The sequence below is a fragment of the Bradyrhizobium vignae genome, from assembly GCF_004114425.1.
Classification (GTDB): Bacteria; Pseudomonadota; Alphaproteobacteria; order Rhizobiales; family Xanthobacteraceae; genus Bradyrhizobium; species Bradyrhizobium vignae.
This window is the reverse complement of record NZ_RDQF01000072.1, coordinates 15,285-33,325: the sequence shown is the minus strand read 5'-3', so window position 1 is coordinate 33,325 and position 18,041 is coordinate 15,285. Positions and strand designations below refer to the sequence as shown.

Annotated in this window: 12 protein-coding genes and 1 pseudogene; 5 read left to right on the top strand and 8 right to left on the bottom strand. The window is 59.5% G+C overall.

The genetic code is table 11. The features are described 5' to 3' along the window. From EAV90_RS35060 to EAV90_RS35050, 3 genes and pseudogenes are all read left to right on the top strand, one after another. Positions 1-112: pseudogene (locus tag EAV90_RS35060) on the top strand (IS5/IS1182 family transposase); the annotation flags it as partial. Between the two features lie 17 nt (positions 113-129). After that, positions 130-1,551 carry a phospholipase D-like domain-containing protein gene (locus EAV90_RS35055; protein WP_208738569.1) on the top strand — a complete coding sequence of 474 codons (1,422 nt, stop codon included), beginning with the start codon at positions 130-132 and terminating at the stop codon, positions 1,549-1,551. Between the two features lie 39 nt (positions 1,552-1,590). Continuing rightward, positions 1,591-2,364, top strand: coding sequence for an HNH endonuclease (locus tag EAV90_RS35050; protein WP_129146036.1), 774 nt, complete (start codon positions 1,591-1,593; stop codon positions 2,362-2,364). A 139-nt stretch (positions 2,365-2,503) separates the two neighbouring features. Here the strand turns inward: EAV90_RS35050 and EAV90_RS35045 are convergent, their stop codons facing one another. The 4 genes from EAV90_RS35045 to EAV90_RS35030 all read right to left on the bottom strand — a co-directional run bounded on the left by EAV90_RS35045 (position 2,504) and on the right by EAV90_RS35030 (position 6,764). After that, positions 2,504-4,432 (bottom strand): hypothetical protein, encoded by a 1,929-nt coding sequence (locus tag EAV90_RS35045; RefSeq protein WP_129146035.1) that lies wholly within the window; start codon positions 4,430-4,432, stop codon positions 2,504-2,506. 41 nt (positions 4,433-4,473) lie between these two features. Further along, positions 4,474-5,829 carry a Shedu immune nuclease family protein gene (locus tag EAV90_RS35040; protein WP_129146034.1) on the bottom strand — a complete coding sequence of 452 codons (1,356 nt, stop codon included), beginning with the start codon at positions 5,827-5,829 and terminating at the stop codon, positions 4,474-4,476. 90 nt (positions 5,830-5,919) lie between these two features. Beyond that, complete coding sequence (locus EAV90_RS35035; RefSeq protein ID WP_129146033.1) at positions 5,920-6,426, bottom strand: type II toxin-antitoxin system YhaV family toxin; 507 nt, start codon at positions 6,424-6,426, stop codon at positions 5,920-5,922. Next, positions 6,423-6,764 (bottom strand): type II toxin-antitoxin system PrlF family antitoxin, encoded by a 342-nt coding sequence (locus EAV90_RS35030; protein WP_129146032.1) that lies wholly within the window; start codon positions 6,762-6,764, stop codon positions 6,423-6,425. The genes EAV90_RS35035 and EAV90_RS35030 overlap by 4 nt, the downstream gene beginning before the upstream one ends. A gap of 149 nt (positions 6,765-6,913) precedes the next feature. Between EAV90_RS35030 and EAV90_RS35025 the strand changes: the two genes are divergently transcribed. Both EAV90_RS35025 and EAV90_RS35020 read left to right on the top strand, forming a co-directional pair. After that, the gene (locus tag EAV90_RS35025; RefSeq protein ID WP_129146031.1) at positions 6,914-8,632 is read left to right on the top strand and encodes an ATP-dependent nuclease; all 1,719 of its coding nucleotides are present in this window, start codon (positions 6,914-6,916) and stop codon (positions 8,630-8,632) included. Next, positions 8,619-10,037 carry a UvrD-helicase domain-containing protein gene (locus EAV90_RS35020; RefSeq protein WP_129146030.1) on the top strand — a complete coding sequence of 473 codons (1,419 nt, stop codon included), beginning with the start codon at positions 8,619-8,621 and terminating at the stop codon, positions 10,035-10,037. Before EAV90_RS35025 ends, EAV90_RS35020 begins: the two co-directional genes overlap by 14 nt. A 6-nt stretch (positions 10,038-10,043) precedes the next feature. Here the strand turns inward: EAV90_RS35020 and EAV90_RS35015 are convergent, their stop codons facing one another. From EAV90_RS35015 to EAV90_RS35000, 4 genes are all read right to left on the bottom strand, one after another. Beyond that, positions 10,044-13,325 (bottom strand): UvrD-helicase domain-containing protein, encoded by a 3,282-nt coding sequence (locus EAV90_RS35015; RefSeq protein WP_245509696.1) that lies wholly within the window; start codon positions 13,323-13,325, stop codon positions 10,044-10,046. Further along, positions 13,322-15,775, bottom strand: coding sequence for a PD-(D/E)XK nuclease family protein (locus EAV90_RS35010; protein ID WP_245509695.1), 2,454 nt, complete (start codon positions 15,773-15,775; stop codon positions 13,322-13,324). Before EAV90_RS35010 ends, EAV90_RS35015 begins: the two co-directional genes overlap by 4 nt. Before the next feature lie 244 nt (positions 15,776-16,019). Next, positions 16,020-17,126 carry a hypothetical protein gene (locus tag EAV90_RS35005; RefSeq protein WP_129146028.1) on the bottom strand — a complete coding sequence of 369 codons (1,107 nt, stop codon included), beginning with the start codon at positions 17,124-17,126 and terminating at the stop codon, positions 16,020-16,022. Positions 17,127-17,427: 301 nt separating this feature from the next. After that, positions 17,428-18,033 carry a hypothetical protein gene (locus tag EAV90_RS35000; protein WP_129146027.1) on the bottom strand — a complete coding sequence of 202 codons (606 nt, stop codon included), beginning with the start codon at positions 18,031-18,033 and terminating at the stop codon, positions 17,428-17,430. Positions 18,034-18,041: the final 8 nt, after the last annotated feature.

Sequence of the window (18,041 nt, the reverse complement as noted above, 5' to 3'; positions counted from 1 at the left end):
GTTTTGCCGCCTCAAGGACTTCAGGCGGATTGCGACCCGCTACGACAAGCGAGCCGACAACTTCCTCTCGGCCATCCTCTTGGTCGCCGCCGTTACTTGGTGGATCAATTGAGTCCGGACCCTAGTCTGGTGCTGGAGACGGTCGGGCACTCCGTCTTTCGCAATCGCGACGTCGAAACCGCCCCGCTCCATCGATTGTCCCACGCGGATCACAAGGTCAACTTTCCTGCGGGCCCCGATGAGACCGATGACACGATGGCAGTTCGCGTCACGCAGTTTGTGACGAACATGCTCCGCCCAGGCGAATGGTTGCGCGGCGTGCAAACCGTGAATTCCGTCCTCGAAAGAAAATACCTCGCCATCGAACTCAATGATGTGAAAAACGGTCTGCTCCCCGAGGGAGCCAGTCAGGATCTGATTGGAGCCCTTCGAGCAACGATCAAAACCGGCATCCTTCCTGAAGCAAGCGATCCAGAACCGGACCGGTCATCGACCATCGATACGATGATATCCACCGACGACTTGATCATAGGTGGCGACGAGCATCTGGAGACCTTCGAGCGCATCGTCGGCCAGGCCGAAGAAGACGTCTTTGTACTTTCGACCTTCATCACGCCGCACGAAGGAAAATACACGGAGCGCCACGAACGGGTCCGCGTCGCGCTCGAGCGGGCATGTCGACGTGGCGTGCGTTGCCATTTGTTCTATGGTACCGTGCTTGACGCCGAGAGAAGAAATGCAATCGCAATGCAGGAGCTGAACGTCCGCCTCTCCGCGGTGCGCCACGCGCGTGGTTTTGTGCTTGCGCACCGCGACTCGGTTCGAAGCCACGTGAAATGTCTCGCCGCGGATGACGGCCAAGGAGGTTCTGTCGTCTTGCTCGGCTCCTCCAATTGGCTGTCGTCGCCTTTTTCGGCCGTGGAGCTTTCTGTCGAGCTCACCGAAAATCAGGCGGCAGCGGCCGGCTTGGATCTTTTGCGTTCGATCATCTCGCCTCTTTCCAGCGCCAGTCGTTCGATCGAAACGCTTCAGTTCATGGCATCGGATTTGCGGCGAGCCAGAAGCCCCTTATCACCCACCACCGACACCGGTCATCGTGTGCCGGTTCGGATGACTTTCCTGCAGGCTGACGATCACGAGCGATTGCTCCGGCAGGTGGCGCACGAGGCCGATGAACGGTTCGTTTGCTGCAGCAACAAGGTCGGCGCACCCATGGTGCCCGGGCTCTTCAACCCGGCCGAAATCGCGGGCCGCCGGCTCGACGACGTCCGTGTCTATTACTCGCGCCCGTCTGGACCCATCAAGCGGCGGCATGTCAGGGCCCACCGCGATCGGCTGAACGGCGTCGTCGATCTGATTGCCGTGGAGGATCCGCAAGTCCACGCGAAATTCCTGCTGTGGGGCAATGATGATGTCGTCGTGAGCACGATGAATTGGGGCTCTCAGACGGGGTCGCCCGACAATCCTCTCGACGAGATTGGCCTGCATCTGGAAGGGGAAGGCCTGGCTACATCTCTTTTGGTAAAATTCGAGGGGCAGCTCGAGGACTGATTGAACTGTAGAGCGGGTAATATCAACTTTGTACGCGCAATGATCTGTATTTGGTGCCGAAACGAATTTGAACGCCTTTCGACTGAGCACGGCATCCCAGAGTCTCTCGGGTGCCCGAAAGACCTGGTCTTGCGCAACGTGGTGTGCGTGAACTGCAACAATGCTTTGGGGACGGTGGATCAGGCCCTATTAAAGCAGTTCGAGGTAGCGACCGTTGTCTATGGTGTGTGCCGAAAGGGCGGGCGCAGACCTACGATTGATGGCTGGCGCGCCATCAGCAGCAAACACTTGGAAACTGGACAGCATATTTTTATCAACGCTGGGCCCCAAATTGTGGAGGCAGAGGGAAAGCGCCTGCACCCAGCTGCCAAGTCCAACGGCATTTTTGACACGTGGATAGATCCGGAGGCCGGACGGCTCGGATTCAGCCAGGAGTTCGGGAATGACCCCCGTTTTGTGCGTGCACTTTACAAGATCGGGCTCAACCTTGTCGCCAGACACTATGGCGTAACCGAAGCCGCTGACACACAATACGAACATATTCGTGCGTTCGTGTGGGGTCGACCTGACGCGCCAAAACTGCGTGCGGTGATGGACACAACTCAGACCCTAGGACCTGTCACGGGCGCATCCAATCCGATCGTAAAGGACGGACGTGATTTTCCGCTGTTTAGCGTAGCGATCCTTGGTCTGATGTTCTTGATCGACATGTCACCCCAGCAGCCGGGCCTTCGTGATTTGGAAGCCGCGGCGACTCTCCGGAATGAATCGCTCGTTTTTCTGCCGCCAAGACGCCCATCATCAAGTTGCTGAACCTCCAGGCTGGCGGGAGCGTCTCACTCGCCCTAACCCTATTTGGCGCCTTGGAGGTTCATGGCAAGTCTCGAAGCTGGCAATGCGATGGCGCGCAATCCAACGAGACTTCTCGAGCTCGATGTAGTGCATACCGACACTACCGCTTGCCGTAACGACGCCTCAAGAGCGCCAAACATTTCCGCATCGTTTGCTCGTCCTTTGTGTGGACGGTCGGAGAGACCAGGCCGGGCAGCTCGGGATCGCCGGCTGTCATGTAGAGGCGAAGCATGTCGGCCCGCGGGAGCAGCTTGGATGCTTCTCGCTCCAGCTCATCCACCCATTTCGCTTTCTTGATCAACTCTGCTTGAAAGCTGCGCAGCAGACGGGTTGCAATTTCGAGATACTCTCCAGACCGTGCAGCGGCTTCGCGCGGCGACATCCCGTCGAGGTTCGAGTGTGGTGCCTCTAGCCAATTCGAATGAGCATCGCCGATCCACGAGATTGAAAGAGCCGTGATTGTCTCCATCCGCTCCAATCGCTGAAGTCGCTCTGCTTCCTCCTCTTCGACCTTGCGCTGGGCGGCCCGGCTGTCGTGGATCGAACGCATTGTCTTAAGCGCGCCACGAACCGGCAGCCCAAGATCGTCGGCCTCCTGCACAGATTCATCTTTGAGAACTGCAAGCGTGGTCGCGAGAGATCCTTTCAATGCTTGCCAAGCGGCATCGCCCTTCATGGCGATTTGCTTCAAGGATTGCTGGCCGTCCGGCGCGTGCTCCATCCAGGATGCGATTTCGAAGCCCTGTCGCTCAACATCGGATCCAAGGAGGGCTATGCTTTCGCCCAGACCTTTCAGAGATGCCAGCCGCACCGCCAGCTGTGCAGCCTCTCGATGGGCACGCTCTTGCTCAATGCGGCGCTGATGCAATTCGGCGGATCGGCCCTGCGTCTGCTTCCATGCCCAGCCCGTATCTTCGACCACTCCCTTGACAGCAAGAGACCGCAAGAACCTGACCACGGCCTGTTCGGCACCGCCGTTGGGAAGGTTGGCGTCTGAAAGAAGCGAGTCCTCGTTCTGGCTGCGGCTAGCGAACTGTTCATTTATCCAGCCGCGCGTACGGAATTCTCCGATCACGGAGAGTGGAGTGAGGCCAAGGAAACGCGGCACCATGTCACATAGGATGCCCGCCTTCCAAACCCTGGGATCAACCGTGAAATATCCATCTCCTACGGAAGGTCCGTCGAGGAGCCCGGCATCTCCCGCCGCAGTAACAGCTTGTACCTGGGGCGACTCCTGCCAGTCAGATCCTAGTGCCCTTTGTCGCGCGGAAGCGTAGGCTGCCTTGACCTTCTCGATCTGGTTTCGGCGCCTCTCTTCTGCGGCAGCTGCCTCCTGTCTCGCTATTCGCTCCAGTTCATGTCCAACGTGAGCGGCCCTGCGATTGTAGATCCATTCGCGTGGAGCCGATGTAAGAATAGCCTCGTCGAGGCCGGCTATAGTCGTGTCTCGTGACAGCGCGGACAGATCAATTTCGACTGCCGAGATGCCTGCGCCCGCGATCTTGGCTCGCTTCTCCGGGCCACAGCGATGCGTCACGTAGACCTCTACCTGCATTCGATCATCGCCTTTTTGCAGGATTACGGCCGGGATGGTTTCGCCATCCATGGTCTCCAGCATAGCTGAGTCAAAGACGAAGGGTTTTGCTTGGCGAATTGTCCTGGTGCGTGCGCCGCACGTGGCCTGCACGGGGGGAAGGACCAGGCTTTTTCGGCTATTGAGCAGTTGCTCTGCGTAATGGTGAAGCGCCGTCATATTGCCGTGTTTGCAGCTCGGGGCGATACCTGAAGCCCGCTCCGCCGCCGTCAGTGGCGCATGCGCGAAGTGGTGAGCCATGTCACTGTCAGGCTTTCGCGCGACGAGCTTACGGCCGCAATTCTTCGCCGGACACTGACACCCACATGCCGAGCCACGCGACGCTTGCGAAATGTGGATGATCTCCCCATCCCAACGCTTGCCAAAGGCAAGCCTCACGCCATCTCGGGCGAAGAAGGCGTGGCCAATTTTGGACAGTGCAGCCAACGGATCCATGGCGCCGCCATCAATTACAGCGAGATATTTTTGAACGCGGCTTATGGTTCAGTGGCTTCGTCGCTAGCTAGAAAGTCGCGAAGCTGAACCAGCTTCTGCAAGATTTCGTCGAACGCGTAAATCTGAACGTCCTTCATACTGCGGCGGAACAATTCCAAACACTTCTGCTCGGCCTTTCCTTCCGGGGTTTTCCCCGCAACAACGACGCAATCAACGGAGTAAGATACTATGTCGGCGATCTCACTTGCATCCTTGATCTGTGCTATATTTTTTTGAAACTGATAGCGTTGGTCGAGAACTTGGGCAACCGAACCCACGAGATCGCCCGAAGCAGGATACACGCCGCCGCGGAATTCCTTTCCGAGCAGCTGGGTGTGCGGTGTCTTGATTTCGACCAACGCCACGTTGTTGGTTCCTTCATTCTTGACCAGAAAATCAGCGATCTTTCCGCCCCTTCCCGTCAGAGCCGCCCCTCCTACATGAGCCTGCCCCAGCACTTCGACGATCGGATATCCGAACAGCATCGAAAGTATGAACGGGTTTGATGCAAACAGCTTCTGCCAAGAGCTCTCGGGCAGCTTCTTGTCGATCATTTCTCGAAACCGCTCAATCAGAACATCGAGGCTAACAAGCTCGATGTCGCGTTGAAGTCCATAAAGCACCTCCGGCGTTTCGGTCGCTATCGTTGGAGCGCTTGAGCGGACTGCAGCGACCATGCCAGCTCGGTCGCGCTTTGAGAGCTCGGACTTGGAGTATTCGCGACCAACAAGCAAATTGGAGATCGTGTCTTTCTTGAGCGGTCGCCGCTTTTCCGGAAATCGCTCAGGGTCCAGTGTTGTCAGCAAGGTGTTATAAGACTTGATCGCCCTGTCTATTCGTCCCTCGCGTTGATACCCTCTTGTGATGCGCGCCAATGATAGGCGCAGTGTTTCGAATTCGCGGTAAGTCAGATGAAAACACGCACCGTCGAGGCGCGTCGAGCCTCGCTTAGTGATAATCAGGCTGGTGACATCATCGAGCTCCTCGATACTGTCAACGATTGAACTATATTCCTTTGGAAATCCGAGGCCGGCTTCGATATTCTTGATGAAGCCGGTAGGAAGCTGGAAGAGTGCGTCGTGTATGGCGGGTTCATCCTCGGGTAGCTCGAAATCAAAACCTTCCAGGACGATCTCTTCGAGCTGGCCGTACTTTGCTTCAAAATATCGCTCGGACGGGTATGTGATAATGGGTCGAATGATAATTGTTGACTTGGTGGCATCGAACCAAATGACATCCTTGGTGGGCAAAGGGTTCGGGATCGGCTCATCCGGCTTGAGGGATTTGTAAATATTCGGATCGGCTTCGCACTGGACTGCGATGCATCCTGGATGAATCTCTTTTAGACTCAGTTTCACGACGTCCCCCAAATTTGTCCGCCGGCTGACTGAAGAGCCCCTATCTCAAGGGTTTCAGCGTGCGCGTCGAGCGAAGGCAATACGAAGCTGTTATTTCTGTAGCCTAGCCGCGTTCCGAACACGCCGCTTTGCATCGGGCGCTCGAGCTGATTCGCTAAGTTTCGTCCAATCGTCCGGAGGGTTGCCGCGCTTCAGCATCTTTCGAAACACGGCGTAGGCATCATTGGCACTCTCGTAGGCACGCAACGTTGAGTCATCGTTGACCCAGGCCAGTATGATGACGTTGCCGCCGGCTGATTTTTGGTAGCGAAAAAACAGGCGAAATTGCTGCAAAAACTTTGCACTGAACCAGTGCTTGTATTCATCGGCCAGCGTCGAACCTTGACGATAGACGTCCCGAGTCGGGTCGCTGGGAATATCCTCGAATGCGACCTTCAGCACGGCCGCAAGGAGCTTTGCGGCGCGCTTCTTTTTATAGTTCTTCGGATCCTTTTTGCGCGCTTGCTCGACCTTTTCGATCATCGCCTCGAGTTGATCGAGGAAGAGAGGGTGCGCATAGATTTTCCAACCATTGATTTCGATGGTGTCGTCGCTCACCCTTCGTCATCCGGGAGCGCTGCGTCGAGATCGACCTTGACACCCCGGACCACCCCCTTGCCGCGCGCAACCAGCGACTTCGGCACCGATCGAATTCGTCCTGGCTCGTGAGCCATGTCACGTGCCAGGAATTCAAGGAACGTGCCGATCACAGGGTCAGCTTCGGCTTCACGCCTCTGCTTCTTCGCGATGACGACAGTGCCGTCGGCGAGGCCACGGAACACGACCTTGTCGCGCTTGCCGAGAGCCAGCATTTTACGGATAGCGGCCGGCACAGTCGTCTGGCCGCGCTCGGTGATGGTGGCGGGGATTTCGAGGATTTCGGCCGTTTTGGCCATGACCGGCTCCTTGCATCTCAATATCATCCGATGTAATGCATTTGCATTGTAAGTCAAGTTCAGCTCGGCTGGTGCGGGCTGGCCGACAACGGCGGAATTCTGCCCGTTCGGTGCGTATTCCCCTGACGAACTAGCAGAAAGAACGCCCAATGGCGCTGGTCCGTGTGCTTGAGATTGAGAATTTTCGAGCGGTGAAGACGCTTCGCTGGGTACCTGGTCCGGGGATAAATTGCCTCATCGGACCGGGCGATAGCGGCAAGTCGACGATTCTGGATGCCATCGATCTTTGCCTTGGAGCACGACGATCGCTTTCCTTCACTGACGCCGATTTCCATGCCCTTGATTTCGGGCGCGCGATCCGCATTGCGGTGACTCTTGGCGCCCTCGATGACCCTCTGAAGAACATCGACGCGTATGGCGACTTCCTCGTGGGTTTCGATCCGGCCACCGGGTTGGTGGAGCAGGAACCCGGCGCCGGGCTCGAAACCGCCCTGACGCTCCAGCTTACAGTCCAAGACGACCTCGAGCCGGAATGGACGCTTCTCTCGCCGCGTGCCCAGGCTGCAGGTCGGACACGTAATCTCAACTGGGCCGATCGCACGCGTATCGCTCCGGCCAGGCTTGGCGTCACGGGGGGCATGCATCTGACGTGGCGCAGAGGGTCCGTGCTGACCAAGCTGACAGACGGCAAGGCGGACGCATCAAAGGAACTGACGCGGGCAGCTCGCGAGATGCGCGACGCGTTTGACCAAAAGGAACTTGAAGAGCTCGAGGAGCCTCTCAAACTCGTCACGGCAGCGGCAGGAGATATGGGCGTACCAGTCGGAAAGGCCGTGCAGGCGTTGATCGATGCCGGTTCGGTCACGTTCACTGGCGGCACCATCTCGCTCCATGATGAAGAGGGTGTGCCGCTACGGGCTCTCGGGCTTGGTTCGTCGCGGCTGCTGATCGCCGCCCTGCAGCGGAAGGCGGCAGAGAAGGCAACGACGTTTCTGATCGACGAACTGGAATATGGGCTCGAGCCGCACCGGATCATTCGCTTGCTCGGTGCGCTAGGTGCCAAGGAAGACGTGCCGCCGTTGCAGGTTTTTGTTACGAGCCACTCGCCGATCGCTGTCACTGAATTGTACGCCCAACAACTTCATATCGTCCGCAGGAATGGCGGACAGCATACCGTCCGACGTGCCAGCGATGCCGGGGACGTACAGGGCACGATTCGCGCCCACGCCCATGCGCTGCTCGCCTCCTCGATCGTGGTGTGCGAGGGCGGAAGCGAAATCGGCTTGATGCGCGGTCTGGATCAACATTTCACTACTGCCGGCGAAAAATCATTCGCATCATGCGGCGCAACGTTGGTCAACGGCAATGGCGATGAAACCTTCAGCCGCGCCATCGCACTGCAGTCTCTTGGCTACCGGACGGCGATCCTGCGAGACAGCGACAAGCCTGCCCCGGCGACTGCCGAAGCAGCGTTCATTGCGAGCGGAGGCAAGGTGTTCGCATGGGGCGGCGGGCGCGCTCTCGAACAAGAATTGTTCGCCGCACTCCCGGACGAACCTGCGAGCCAACTTCTGAACCTTGCCATTGAGGCGAAAGACCGCGCTTTGATCGAAGCGCATATCAAAACAATCTCCAATAACACAAGGACGCTTGACGATCTGCAAACCGAGGCGCTCTTTGGCAGCCTCAGCCCCGCCAGCCGCACCCTTCTAGGGGACGCAGCGGCGCGCTTTGGTTGGCTGAAGACCATCACCACGATGGAAACGGCAGGACGGACTATTGTCGGTCCCGCCTACGACGAGGCCGATGCCAGCCTCATCACCGTCATGGATGGCGTTCTCGATTGGGTCGCAGATGGCGGCCGCTGAAATCGACCTGCGCACGATAAGCCGTGGGCTGGTGGTCGCCCCGGCCGGCTGCGGCAAGACCCAGCTCATCAGCGATGCTCTGGCAAGGCATGATGGGCCAAAGCCCATCTTGGTGCTGACACACACTAATGCGGGGGTCGCAGCGCTCCGCGCGCGCCTCGATAGAGCAGCTGTGAAGCCCAGCGCCTACCGGGCTGCAACCCTCGACGGCTTCGCGATCAAACTTATTTCGACGTTTCCTCAGCGAGCCGGGCACGATCCGCGAATCGTAACAGCCACCCGGCCGAATTATGAAGCCATCCGTGACGCTGCAGCGCGCCTCGTTGCTGCCGGGCATCTTAATGACATTCTCGCCGCCAGTTTCGCGCAACTATATGTAGATGAGTATCAGGACTGTTCGATCCGCCAGCACGCCCTGGTCACGTGGTTAGCTCAGAGTCTAGCCACCGCCATTGTCGGGGATCCTTTTCAGGCCATCTTTGGATTCGGCGCCGATCAGTTGGCAGATTGGCAGAAGGACGTACTAGCGTTCTTCCCGAAAGCGGGAGAACTTACCACGCCGTGGAGGTGGAACAACGCAGGCGCGCACGATCTGGGTCAGTGGTTGCTATCGATAAGACCCGACCTTGCAGCAGGTAAACCTATCGATCTTCGGACTGCACCGGGCAGTGTGCAGTGGGTTCAGCTTGATGGCCGCCAGGACGATGCCTTGCGGCAGGCTGCGGCTTCGGTCGCCGCGCCGGGCGACACGAAGGTTTTGATTATCGGCGACAGCACGGACCCTCGGGGACAACGCCGTTTCGCGCGGCAAGTCGAAGGAGCCGTCACCGTCGAGGCTGTGGACCTGCGCGACCTCACGGAGTTTGGCAGTGCCCTCGACCTTGCCAGACCAGACGCGCTCTCCGTTGTTGCCGGCTTTGCAGAAAATTTGATGAGCGCTTTTTCAGCAAACGACCTGGTCAAGTCGGTTGCGGCAGCTCAGGCCGGCAAACTCGGGCGGGTCCTCACCGCCATCGAGCAAGTTGCCGTTAGATTTGACAATTCGCGGTCGCTTGCAGATGTCGCGGATCTACTCACCACCATCAACCGCGCCGGCGGAGTTCGCTGCTACCGTCCCGCAGTTCTGGCAGCAGCACAGCGCGCTCTTCAACTTGCAGTCTCACCGGAGGGGCCATCGTTTCGAGAGGCAACTGTGACGATCCGAGAGTACTCGCGGCTCATCGGACGGCCGCTTGCGAAGCGTTCGGTCGGAAGCACCTTGCTCCTGAAAGGTCTCGAGGCCGACATCTCGGTCGTCCTCAATGCCGGCGCTCTCAACGCACGCAATCTCTATGTCGCGATGACCCGTGGATCGCGCCGGGTCTTGGTGTGCTCGCCGTCGCCAATCCTCAATCCGCCCTGGTAGATTGGGCTACGGCGGTTCGACCCAAGACACTTGCGCCGCCGACATGTAGACGATCGCACCCCGCTCGGCACCTGTGACACGCAGATAATCGCGCAGTTGCGCCACATGCGCACTGTGCGTCGTCGCCGCGGGATTCACGTCTGACTTCCAGTCGACGACGAGTGTGATGCGCTCTCCCTCGATTGCGGCAGCATCCGCACGACCCGCAAGAAAACGCGGGGGATTTGCCGCCCACAGCGGAACTTCGGGCACCAGTTTCGCCAGGAAGGGTGCGAGTTCTGGCAGGGCCAATGTGCTCAGCGCCGTCTCGGCCATCTCGATCGCGTTGGGCCTTGCGGCATCCGTCGGATCATCGGATTGCAGTTGAGCAAGCAGCTCGGTCGCGCGACGGGCGGCCTCTTCACGAAATTGCTCAAGTTCCCCCGTGAGTAGCTCTTCCATAAGCTTGTGCAGGACCGTACCTCGGAGGGCGCCCGCTCCTACAATCCGCGCCGTCACGTCGGTCGCCGCATCAACTACGAATGCCTCAACAAGGTCGGCGCTGCGATCAGCATCGCGGTCGCTCGGACGGTCCCATACGATCGGCGGTGAAGCGGCGGCCAGTCGCTCGCTTTCTGCAGTAAACACCGCCACTGTCTGATTGTTGGCAATGGGTTGCGAAGCGCTCATAACAGGCTCGGGCAACGCGTCAGCTCGGATCTCGGAAAGTCGCTTTTGCCCCAGATCCATCACCCGCGACCACGATCGCGAGGGAGCACCAGGCAGTTCGGGGATCACCAAGAGATCTCGGGCACGCGTCGTTGCGACATACCAGAGCCGCTCGCGCTGCCGCGCCTCGCGAAATTCCTCCTCTTCACGGGCGGTAGCGAGTTCGGGCGGCTCGATCCCTCCGACGATCCAGTGAATTGTATCGTCTGACTGCCTAAAGACGAACTGATCCTGGGGCTTGAACTGCGTCGACGAGTTCACGGTGATGACCACGGGCCATTCCAGCCCCTTTGCGCTGTGCATGGTGACGATTTCCACCGAGTCCTCAGACGCGTCGACTCTCCCTTCCGGATGCCGGCGTTTGCTCTGCCATCCGCGCTGGAGATCGAGCGCGAACGCGCGCAGCCCGGCAACATTGTAAGGTCTGGCGAGTTCGACGATGGCATCGAGGTTTGCGAGCGCGCGTGCGTTGCGCTGGCCATGCCGAGCCGCCATGATCACTCTCAGGTTCAGGCGCTCGATTGCGAAAGCGACGAGCTGCATCGGCGTGAGTTCGGCGGCAAGGCGATGCAGCGCCTGGAGCTTCAACAGAAGATCCTTTGCGAGGGGGTTGACGACCTCATCCGCTGAGGTCCGCAATTGGAAGCGCCGGCGTCCATCTTGGTCGGGCGAGAGAGCCGCCGTAATATCAAGCAGGTCTTCATCGGTGAGTCCGACAACGGGACCTCGCATGAGCGCGCCGAAAGCCAGAGTGTCGAGCGGGTCCGACAGCGCACGAACCAGGACGAGCATGTCCTGAAGCTCCTGGCGCCGGAAGAGCGCGTGACCTGCCTGGGAGGCGACCGCGATGCGTTGCGCTTCGAGGGCCCGTTCGTAACGCCAGAGATCGGTGTGTGTAGGGGCAAGCAAAGCTATGTCGCCTGCGCGCAAGTATCGCTCAGTTCCATCCGGATGATGGATTTTCAGGGCGCCGATCAGGCGCGCGCACAGCCTGGCAACAGCTTCCGCCTCCGCTTCGCGCTGTTCCTCCGCATTGGCATCACGCGGCACATCGATCGTCAGCTTCGCCGCCGCACTGATAGGCAGTGGCGGCAGCGTAAGGGCCGGTGCGAGCGGGACGAAACCCGGTTGTCCCGCCTTTCCAAGAACGTCGATGAACACGTGGTTGACGTGCGTGATGACGTCCGGCCGGGATCTGAAATTCGCGGTGATTGAAAGTACGCAGCCGTTGCCGGCCTTTCCAAGTACGGACTTCGCGAGAGCGTAAGACTCAATGTCAGCACCGCGAAAGCGATAGATCGCCTGTTTGGGGTCTCCTACCAAAAAGAGCGCTCCAGGGCGCAAGCTTGCGCTGCTCCAAGTCGCTGGCTGCGAGCGCGCAGCGAGGCAGAAAACGATCTCCGCCTGCACGGGATCAGTATCCTGGAATTCATCGACCAGCAGGTAGGCATACCGGCCAGCGAGCCAAGCGCGAATATCGGGGTTCTCGCAGACAAGCGCCCGCGCCTGACGTAGCAAGTCATCGAAATCGAGAACGGCCGCCTCTCGCTTGCGCCGGTCGTAGGCCTCGATCACCCCGGTCAGATGCGCAGCCAGTTCATGCGCCAGACCTTGCGCAATGCAGCCAATCAACGTTCGATACGCAGCGCGAACCGTCTCGAAGTGTTCGACCGCCTCATTAGCGCGACGCAGTCCATCCGTCTCACCAAGACTCTGCTTCCAAGCGCGCATCCTGTCATAAGCCAGCAAGTCGATGCTTCTTGGCCGCATCATGCCGATACGGGGCGGCTGGGTCAGGCGCCACAACGCGGAAAAGCCCGCGGTGGCGTGATCGCCTGCGAAGAACGAAGAAAGGCGTTCAAGATCCACGATGAGACTTGCCGTCCACGGATCTCCTGGTCCCGCGACATGCCAGCGGGCAAATGCAGAGACGGCTTCCGCGAAAGTTTTGTCCGGGCGAGTTGAGAAATCTGGCGCCGGCACGGTCGCGCTGCGATGCTCTCGCCGGAGGATGGCAAGTTCGCGGACCCGCTCGACCACCCCCAACGGGTCATCCTTGGCGAGGACACCGATGGGACCGCCGTCTGTTTCGTCAGGGACCAGCCTCTGCTTCAGCCAATTCGCGAGCACTTCGTCAAAGAGTGCATTGGCAATGATCGCGTCCACAACACGCGAACCAGGATCGAGGCCCACGTCTATCCCGTGCGAACGAAGAATTCCTTGGCAAAACCCGTGGATGGTCGTGGCAGTGATTTCTCCGATGCGTGGTGCCGCCTCATCAAGATGCGCGCGCTCTGCTGAGTCTAACGGCAGTGAGATAATTCCGGCGAGTGCGGGCGGAGTCCTTCCGTGGCGAAGCTCCTCGACCGTCCAGCGTATCCGCGCCTCCAGCTCGCTCGCCGCCGGTTCAGTGAAGGTGATCGCTGCAATCTTTGAAGGATCAATCCCGCTTGCGATCATCATCGCGACGCGCGCGGCCATCAATGACGTCTTGCCAGTGCCAGCCGCAGCCTCGACCAGCATATTGGTCTCAAAATCAGTGAGCGCGCGTCTGCGGGCATCGAGGTCGGGCACGCTCACGGGCTACTCCAAAGCTTGTCTAGCGCGCTGTTCGCTCCAGCAAATAGACGACGCTTTACGCGACGGTAAAAATCGAGCTCGGCTGGCAGGGCGATAGCAAGCGGATCAAAGAAGACAGGCGCAGGTCCTGGCGCAATTTGGCCATTGCGTTGCATCTGAACGCCTGCGGCCGTGAATGCGACCGCCTGGTCAATCGCCTTCTCAAGTTCCTCGTTCGTGAGGCTTAACGTCCGCGCCGGGTCGTGCTTTAGATAAGTCAGCTGCGAGCTCACGCTCCGAACATCAGCAAGGAGAGACCGCACGGCGAGGCCGTAAAAGACACGCTGGAGTTCTGCGCCACGATCGAACACAACTTGCTTCTTCCGCTCGGGCGCCGTCCCAACTTTATAGTCCGTGACGACTGCCGCGCCGCGTGCCGCGTCTTCGTCAAGGCGATCAATTCGTCCACGGAAGACAATTCCGGTCTTTCCGATCTGGACCGGCGAGAGTGTGGTCCACGGATGAGGTCCGTTGTCGGGTTCGCCAAACGAAAGCTCGGTCCAGCTCCTGCCTCGCGGTTCATCGATTGCATCTTTGAGTCCTCGCAGCGCTCTCTCGCGTGCCATCTCCATTGTATGACGCCAGAGAAGTCCCGGTGGAACGGCTCTGGTGATTAGCCAGCTTTCGGTAAGACGGGCCGCCTCTCGATCTAGGGCAATCTCAATCTCATCAGTATTTTTTGGCGCGCCATTCCGCAACACGCCCGCAATAAGAGCGTGAACGAGCTCGCCGAAAGCGCGATGGTTTAGAGCGAAGGGCTGAGGGTCTAGATTCGGCTCGCGCCAGTGAAGGACGTACTCCCAGACGAACCCCAACGGATCGCATAGAAGGCGATGAAGAGAGGTCGTGGATTGGATTTCGGCAAGGGCATCGACAACCAGCGGGTGGTTGGCACGAACCTTCCCGTCATTAGCCGTGTGTTGCTCACCATCCCACCATGCGCGCCAACAGGCACGACTTGCGCGCACTTGGGGATCTTTGCCCGCGTCGACGGGCCGGGCGTAGAGCCGATCGCTTTCGCTAAAAGCATGCGGGGGTATCGCGCTCCGCCCGACGACGCGCTCTGCTTTTCTCGGCCACAATGTGCTGGCTGCTTGCAGCGATCCAGTCGCACTCCTATAGGCACGTGACAGCGAGTAGTTGGTCGATTGGCCGACGATGATGTCATGCATCATCCGGTCCGTTTCTGCTGCTTCGGCGGACGGAAGTCGTAATTGCCCAAGCAGGTGTTGCGGTAGCAACGGGTTCTCGTTCGACCGTCTGGGCCACGCGTTCGCATCCAGCCCGACGAGGCGAACATGTGCGCGCGGGGCCGCGGCCACGTGACGGGCGGGTCCCCACGCGATAGAATTTCCCGGCTCGCGTCCGTCGGCAACGCGAAGAGCCTGCAAGGAGAGCTCGATTGCCTGCGGGGGCGCGATGCGCAAAGCATCCCGCCACAGGCTCAGCGCCTGCCCCTTCAAAAGACGGCGACCTACTCCCTCTGCCAACGCAATCCCGCCGGCCAAGTCTTCGAGAATCGGCAACAAGATCCGTTCCGCAAGGTCACCATTTGCCCGTTCGTCTCGAGTTTGCTCCAGAGCATGCCGCCAAAGCGTCGGACTGGTCAGCGCCGCGCTTCGTCGCAAGCCTTTAGCCCAGTCGCTGGGCAAGTTATCCTTGGCTGGGCCGCGCGGCAGCCGGGCAAATAGGAGCCTCACGCGTTCCTGAGACAGCCCGCGTAGCAGGATGTCCGCGAGTGCAGCGCAGGCCTGCCCTTCACGGGTCGCCAGCGCCGGAATGCCGTGCGTGAAATGGACGGGCATCCCTGCCTCGCGCGAGAGAACCAGAAACGCATCGTCCCAAGCCGACGGCGAGGCAGCCGAAATGGCGACCTCGTGGGGAGCGGCTTTTCCGTCTGCCACAAGCGCGCGCGCCCAACGCAATGATTCCCGCACTTCGTTTCGCGGATCGGCACAGAGATCTGCGGAGCCAAGCAATGCTGTGCCGGATGGACGCGTTTGGGTGTCCCCAGAGAACCAGTCGCGCCGGCTGTGCTGCGATGCAATCCATCGCACCGGCACGACATCGCAGAGCGCTTGGATGAGCGGATACCAAACGGCCTGGATATTGGCGACGTCTTGAATAGTGACGGCGCCGAGTACTTTGGGAGCGAAACGAAGTCGCGCCAAGGCAGCTTTGACCAAATCGGGAGGCGTCAGCATTCCAGACGGCAGTTCCTCTCGAACGCGGCGTTCGAGCAACACAAAGTCCCTAAGGCGGGCATTGTCGGGCAAAGAAGCCGGGGCCTCCATGTCCCACCAGTCCCGGAGCGCCGATAGCGCAGCCGCGGGCATCCCCGGCAGTTCGGAAACCTTGCCAATGTCCTCGTATCCGCCCGCCTCGAGCGCCTGCCTGATAGCCAGGTACAAGGCCTCGTGCGAGGCTGGCGAAACGAAGCCACCGGCAAGGCGTGCGGCGAGAAGCGGCAGCGTCAGGACCTGCCGACCCGTGGCTCCTTCGCGAGCCGCATCGAGGCGCCGCATTCGCAGCGCTAAAGGCCCATCGACGACTACAGTATGGATCAGCATTTCGCGCCCTATCGCCGGACTGAAGGCAGCGATACCCGATCGCTGCCGAAATCGCGAATCTTAAGGGGGATGCAATTCCCGCCCTCTAACGCGTCGCCGCTATCGCGCCAGCCAGCTCGTCGACCGTCTTCTTAAAGTGCGCCGGATCGTGCAGGGCGGCCTTCGCCGCTTCTGCCCATTCCGATCTTGTCGACGTCCACCCGACCATCCTCCCGGCATCGATCCCGCGGTTTCGGGCGAGATAGGGTGACAAAATCTTAGCCGGCACCGAGTCGCGCAGTAAGTCGGCGCTCTCGGGATGGATCATTTTAAACACACGCCAAACGCGGGAAACGGCAATCAGTTCTCCCTCCTCTGCAAGCTTGGACAACAGTTCGAGGATTGGCCCAGGCGATGTGATTTGTGTCTCCGAACCCTTATCGACGACGGCTTCCGCTACACGCGTAGGTTGCTCAATTCCAGTTGCGGAGAGCGCCACGGCGAGCGCTTCCACTGCCTCGTCGCCTCCGACGCCAGCGAAATACTGTGCGCGGTCGGTGAACCCGCTCGCCGCGTGCGCAGCGACCTCGTCCTTGTCCGCCGGCAGGACCCGCAGGATGCCATCTTCGTATTCGAATATGCCGGCCGCCACGAGAGAGGCGAAATCCTTCTCGAACCGAGGATGCTCCGCATCGACACCGAAAAGACTTGCCGCGTCGCCGGAAACGACGAACGCTAAGGTGTCCGGCTCGAGCTGCGGGATCAATTTCTTGCTGCCTTTTCCTCCGAGCAACAGAGAGACGACCATCGATTCCCGCAACCGCTGTCCCGGACCGGAGCCGGGTCGAAGCAGAGCGGACTTGCTTCGGTGAATGACAGACGACGAAAACACGTAGGGCACGACGGCACGGTAGTAGTTGTGCGAAAGTCCGCCGCTGTCCGTTGTCTCGAGTTTCCCCTCATCCAACCAGAACAATACGGGTATCCAGCATGGCTGAGGCAGAAACGTGATCAGCCTGCGGCGAAACGCGCCAGGATCGACGGGTCGATCCGACCCTGCCAACGCTCTACTGAGGTCGTGCCAATCTCGAAAGTCGCCTGCGATCGCGGCGGCCTTCTGGCAGCGATTAAGCGGAAAAATGATCCCGCTGTCGTCGAACAACGATTTGAGATTCTTGGCGAATTTCTTCGCGCCTTCGAGCGTCGAAAACATGCGAGCGTCCTTCATCTCGGCCGGGTCAAGACGCGCTGCTCGTCTCATCGGCCGAAAGAGGGGAATCGGTCGCGAGAGCTGATGATGGAGTAGTCGTTGGACTAAAAGTCCTTTGCCAAGGCAGCGGCCTAGCCGACGAAGGCGGCATGAGTCGAATCTAGAGCCGTTCGCCGAAATTTTCAACAACTAGCGTGAATTGTCCCGCGATCTTTCGTTCGTCCGATTCGAGCAAGTGCGGCAATTTGCGAAGGGCCAAAGAAGGCATTAGTTGCCAGTAGGATTGCCTTGGGATGCGCCCTCCTCACAAGGCCCGCAATGCATTTTGAACGATCGAAATAACCGTGCTGCCCGGCATTCGGCCGGTGGTTGGCAATCGTTCGGCTAAAGCTAGCACCGCGCGCCACACGTCGGTGTTATCCATTGCGATGCATGCTTGTTCAGCTTGCTCTGCGAAGAGTCTTGTTGCCTCTGATCCGTTCAAGCCGGTCCTTTGACAAGTCTCGATGACGTTCTGACGGTCATCGCTGCACCCGTAATCATGCCAAACCAAATGAAAGGAAGCGTCTATAAATTTTGCTTGTGCCGCCGCCCCGGCAGTAAGCTCAAAAACTCGCACGCTCGCCCATTCCAGTGGATCGATGCCCATATACGAAAATAGCTTGCGCCATTGCTCCACCGTCCACCGGGTGCCTTCCCTGATGCCTTCGCGCTCCCCGAACTCCTTAAGCCCGGGCATATTAAGGGGCAGCTCGAACACGGAGCAGTGTGGAGTGCCCTCCTCCATTTCGATCCACCGGATCGCGTTTTCATTGGTGATGCCTACGCGACCTATCGACAGAACGCGGGCAACGGCATGGCCGGCCTCATGGACGGCAATATCTCTCTTGGCGCCCCCACCGAAATCCATTGCTCGCC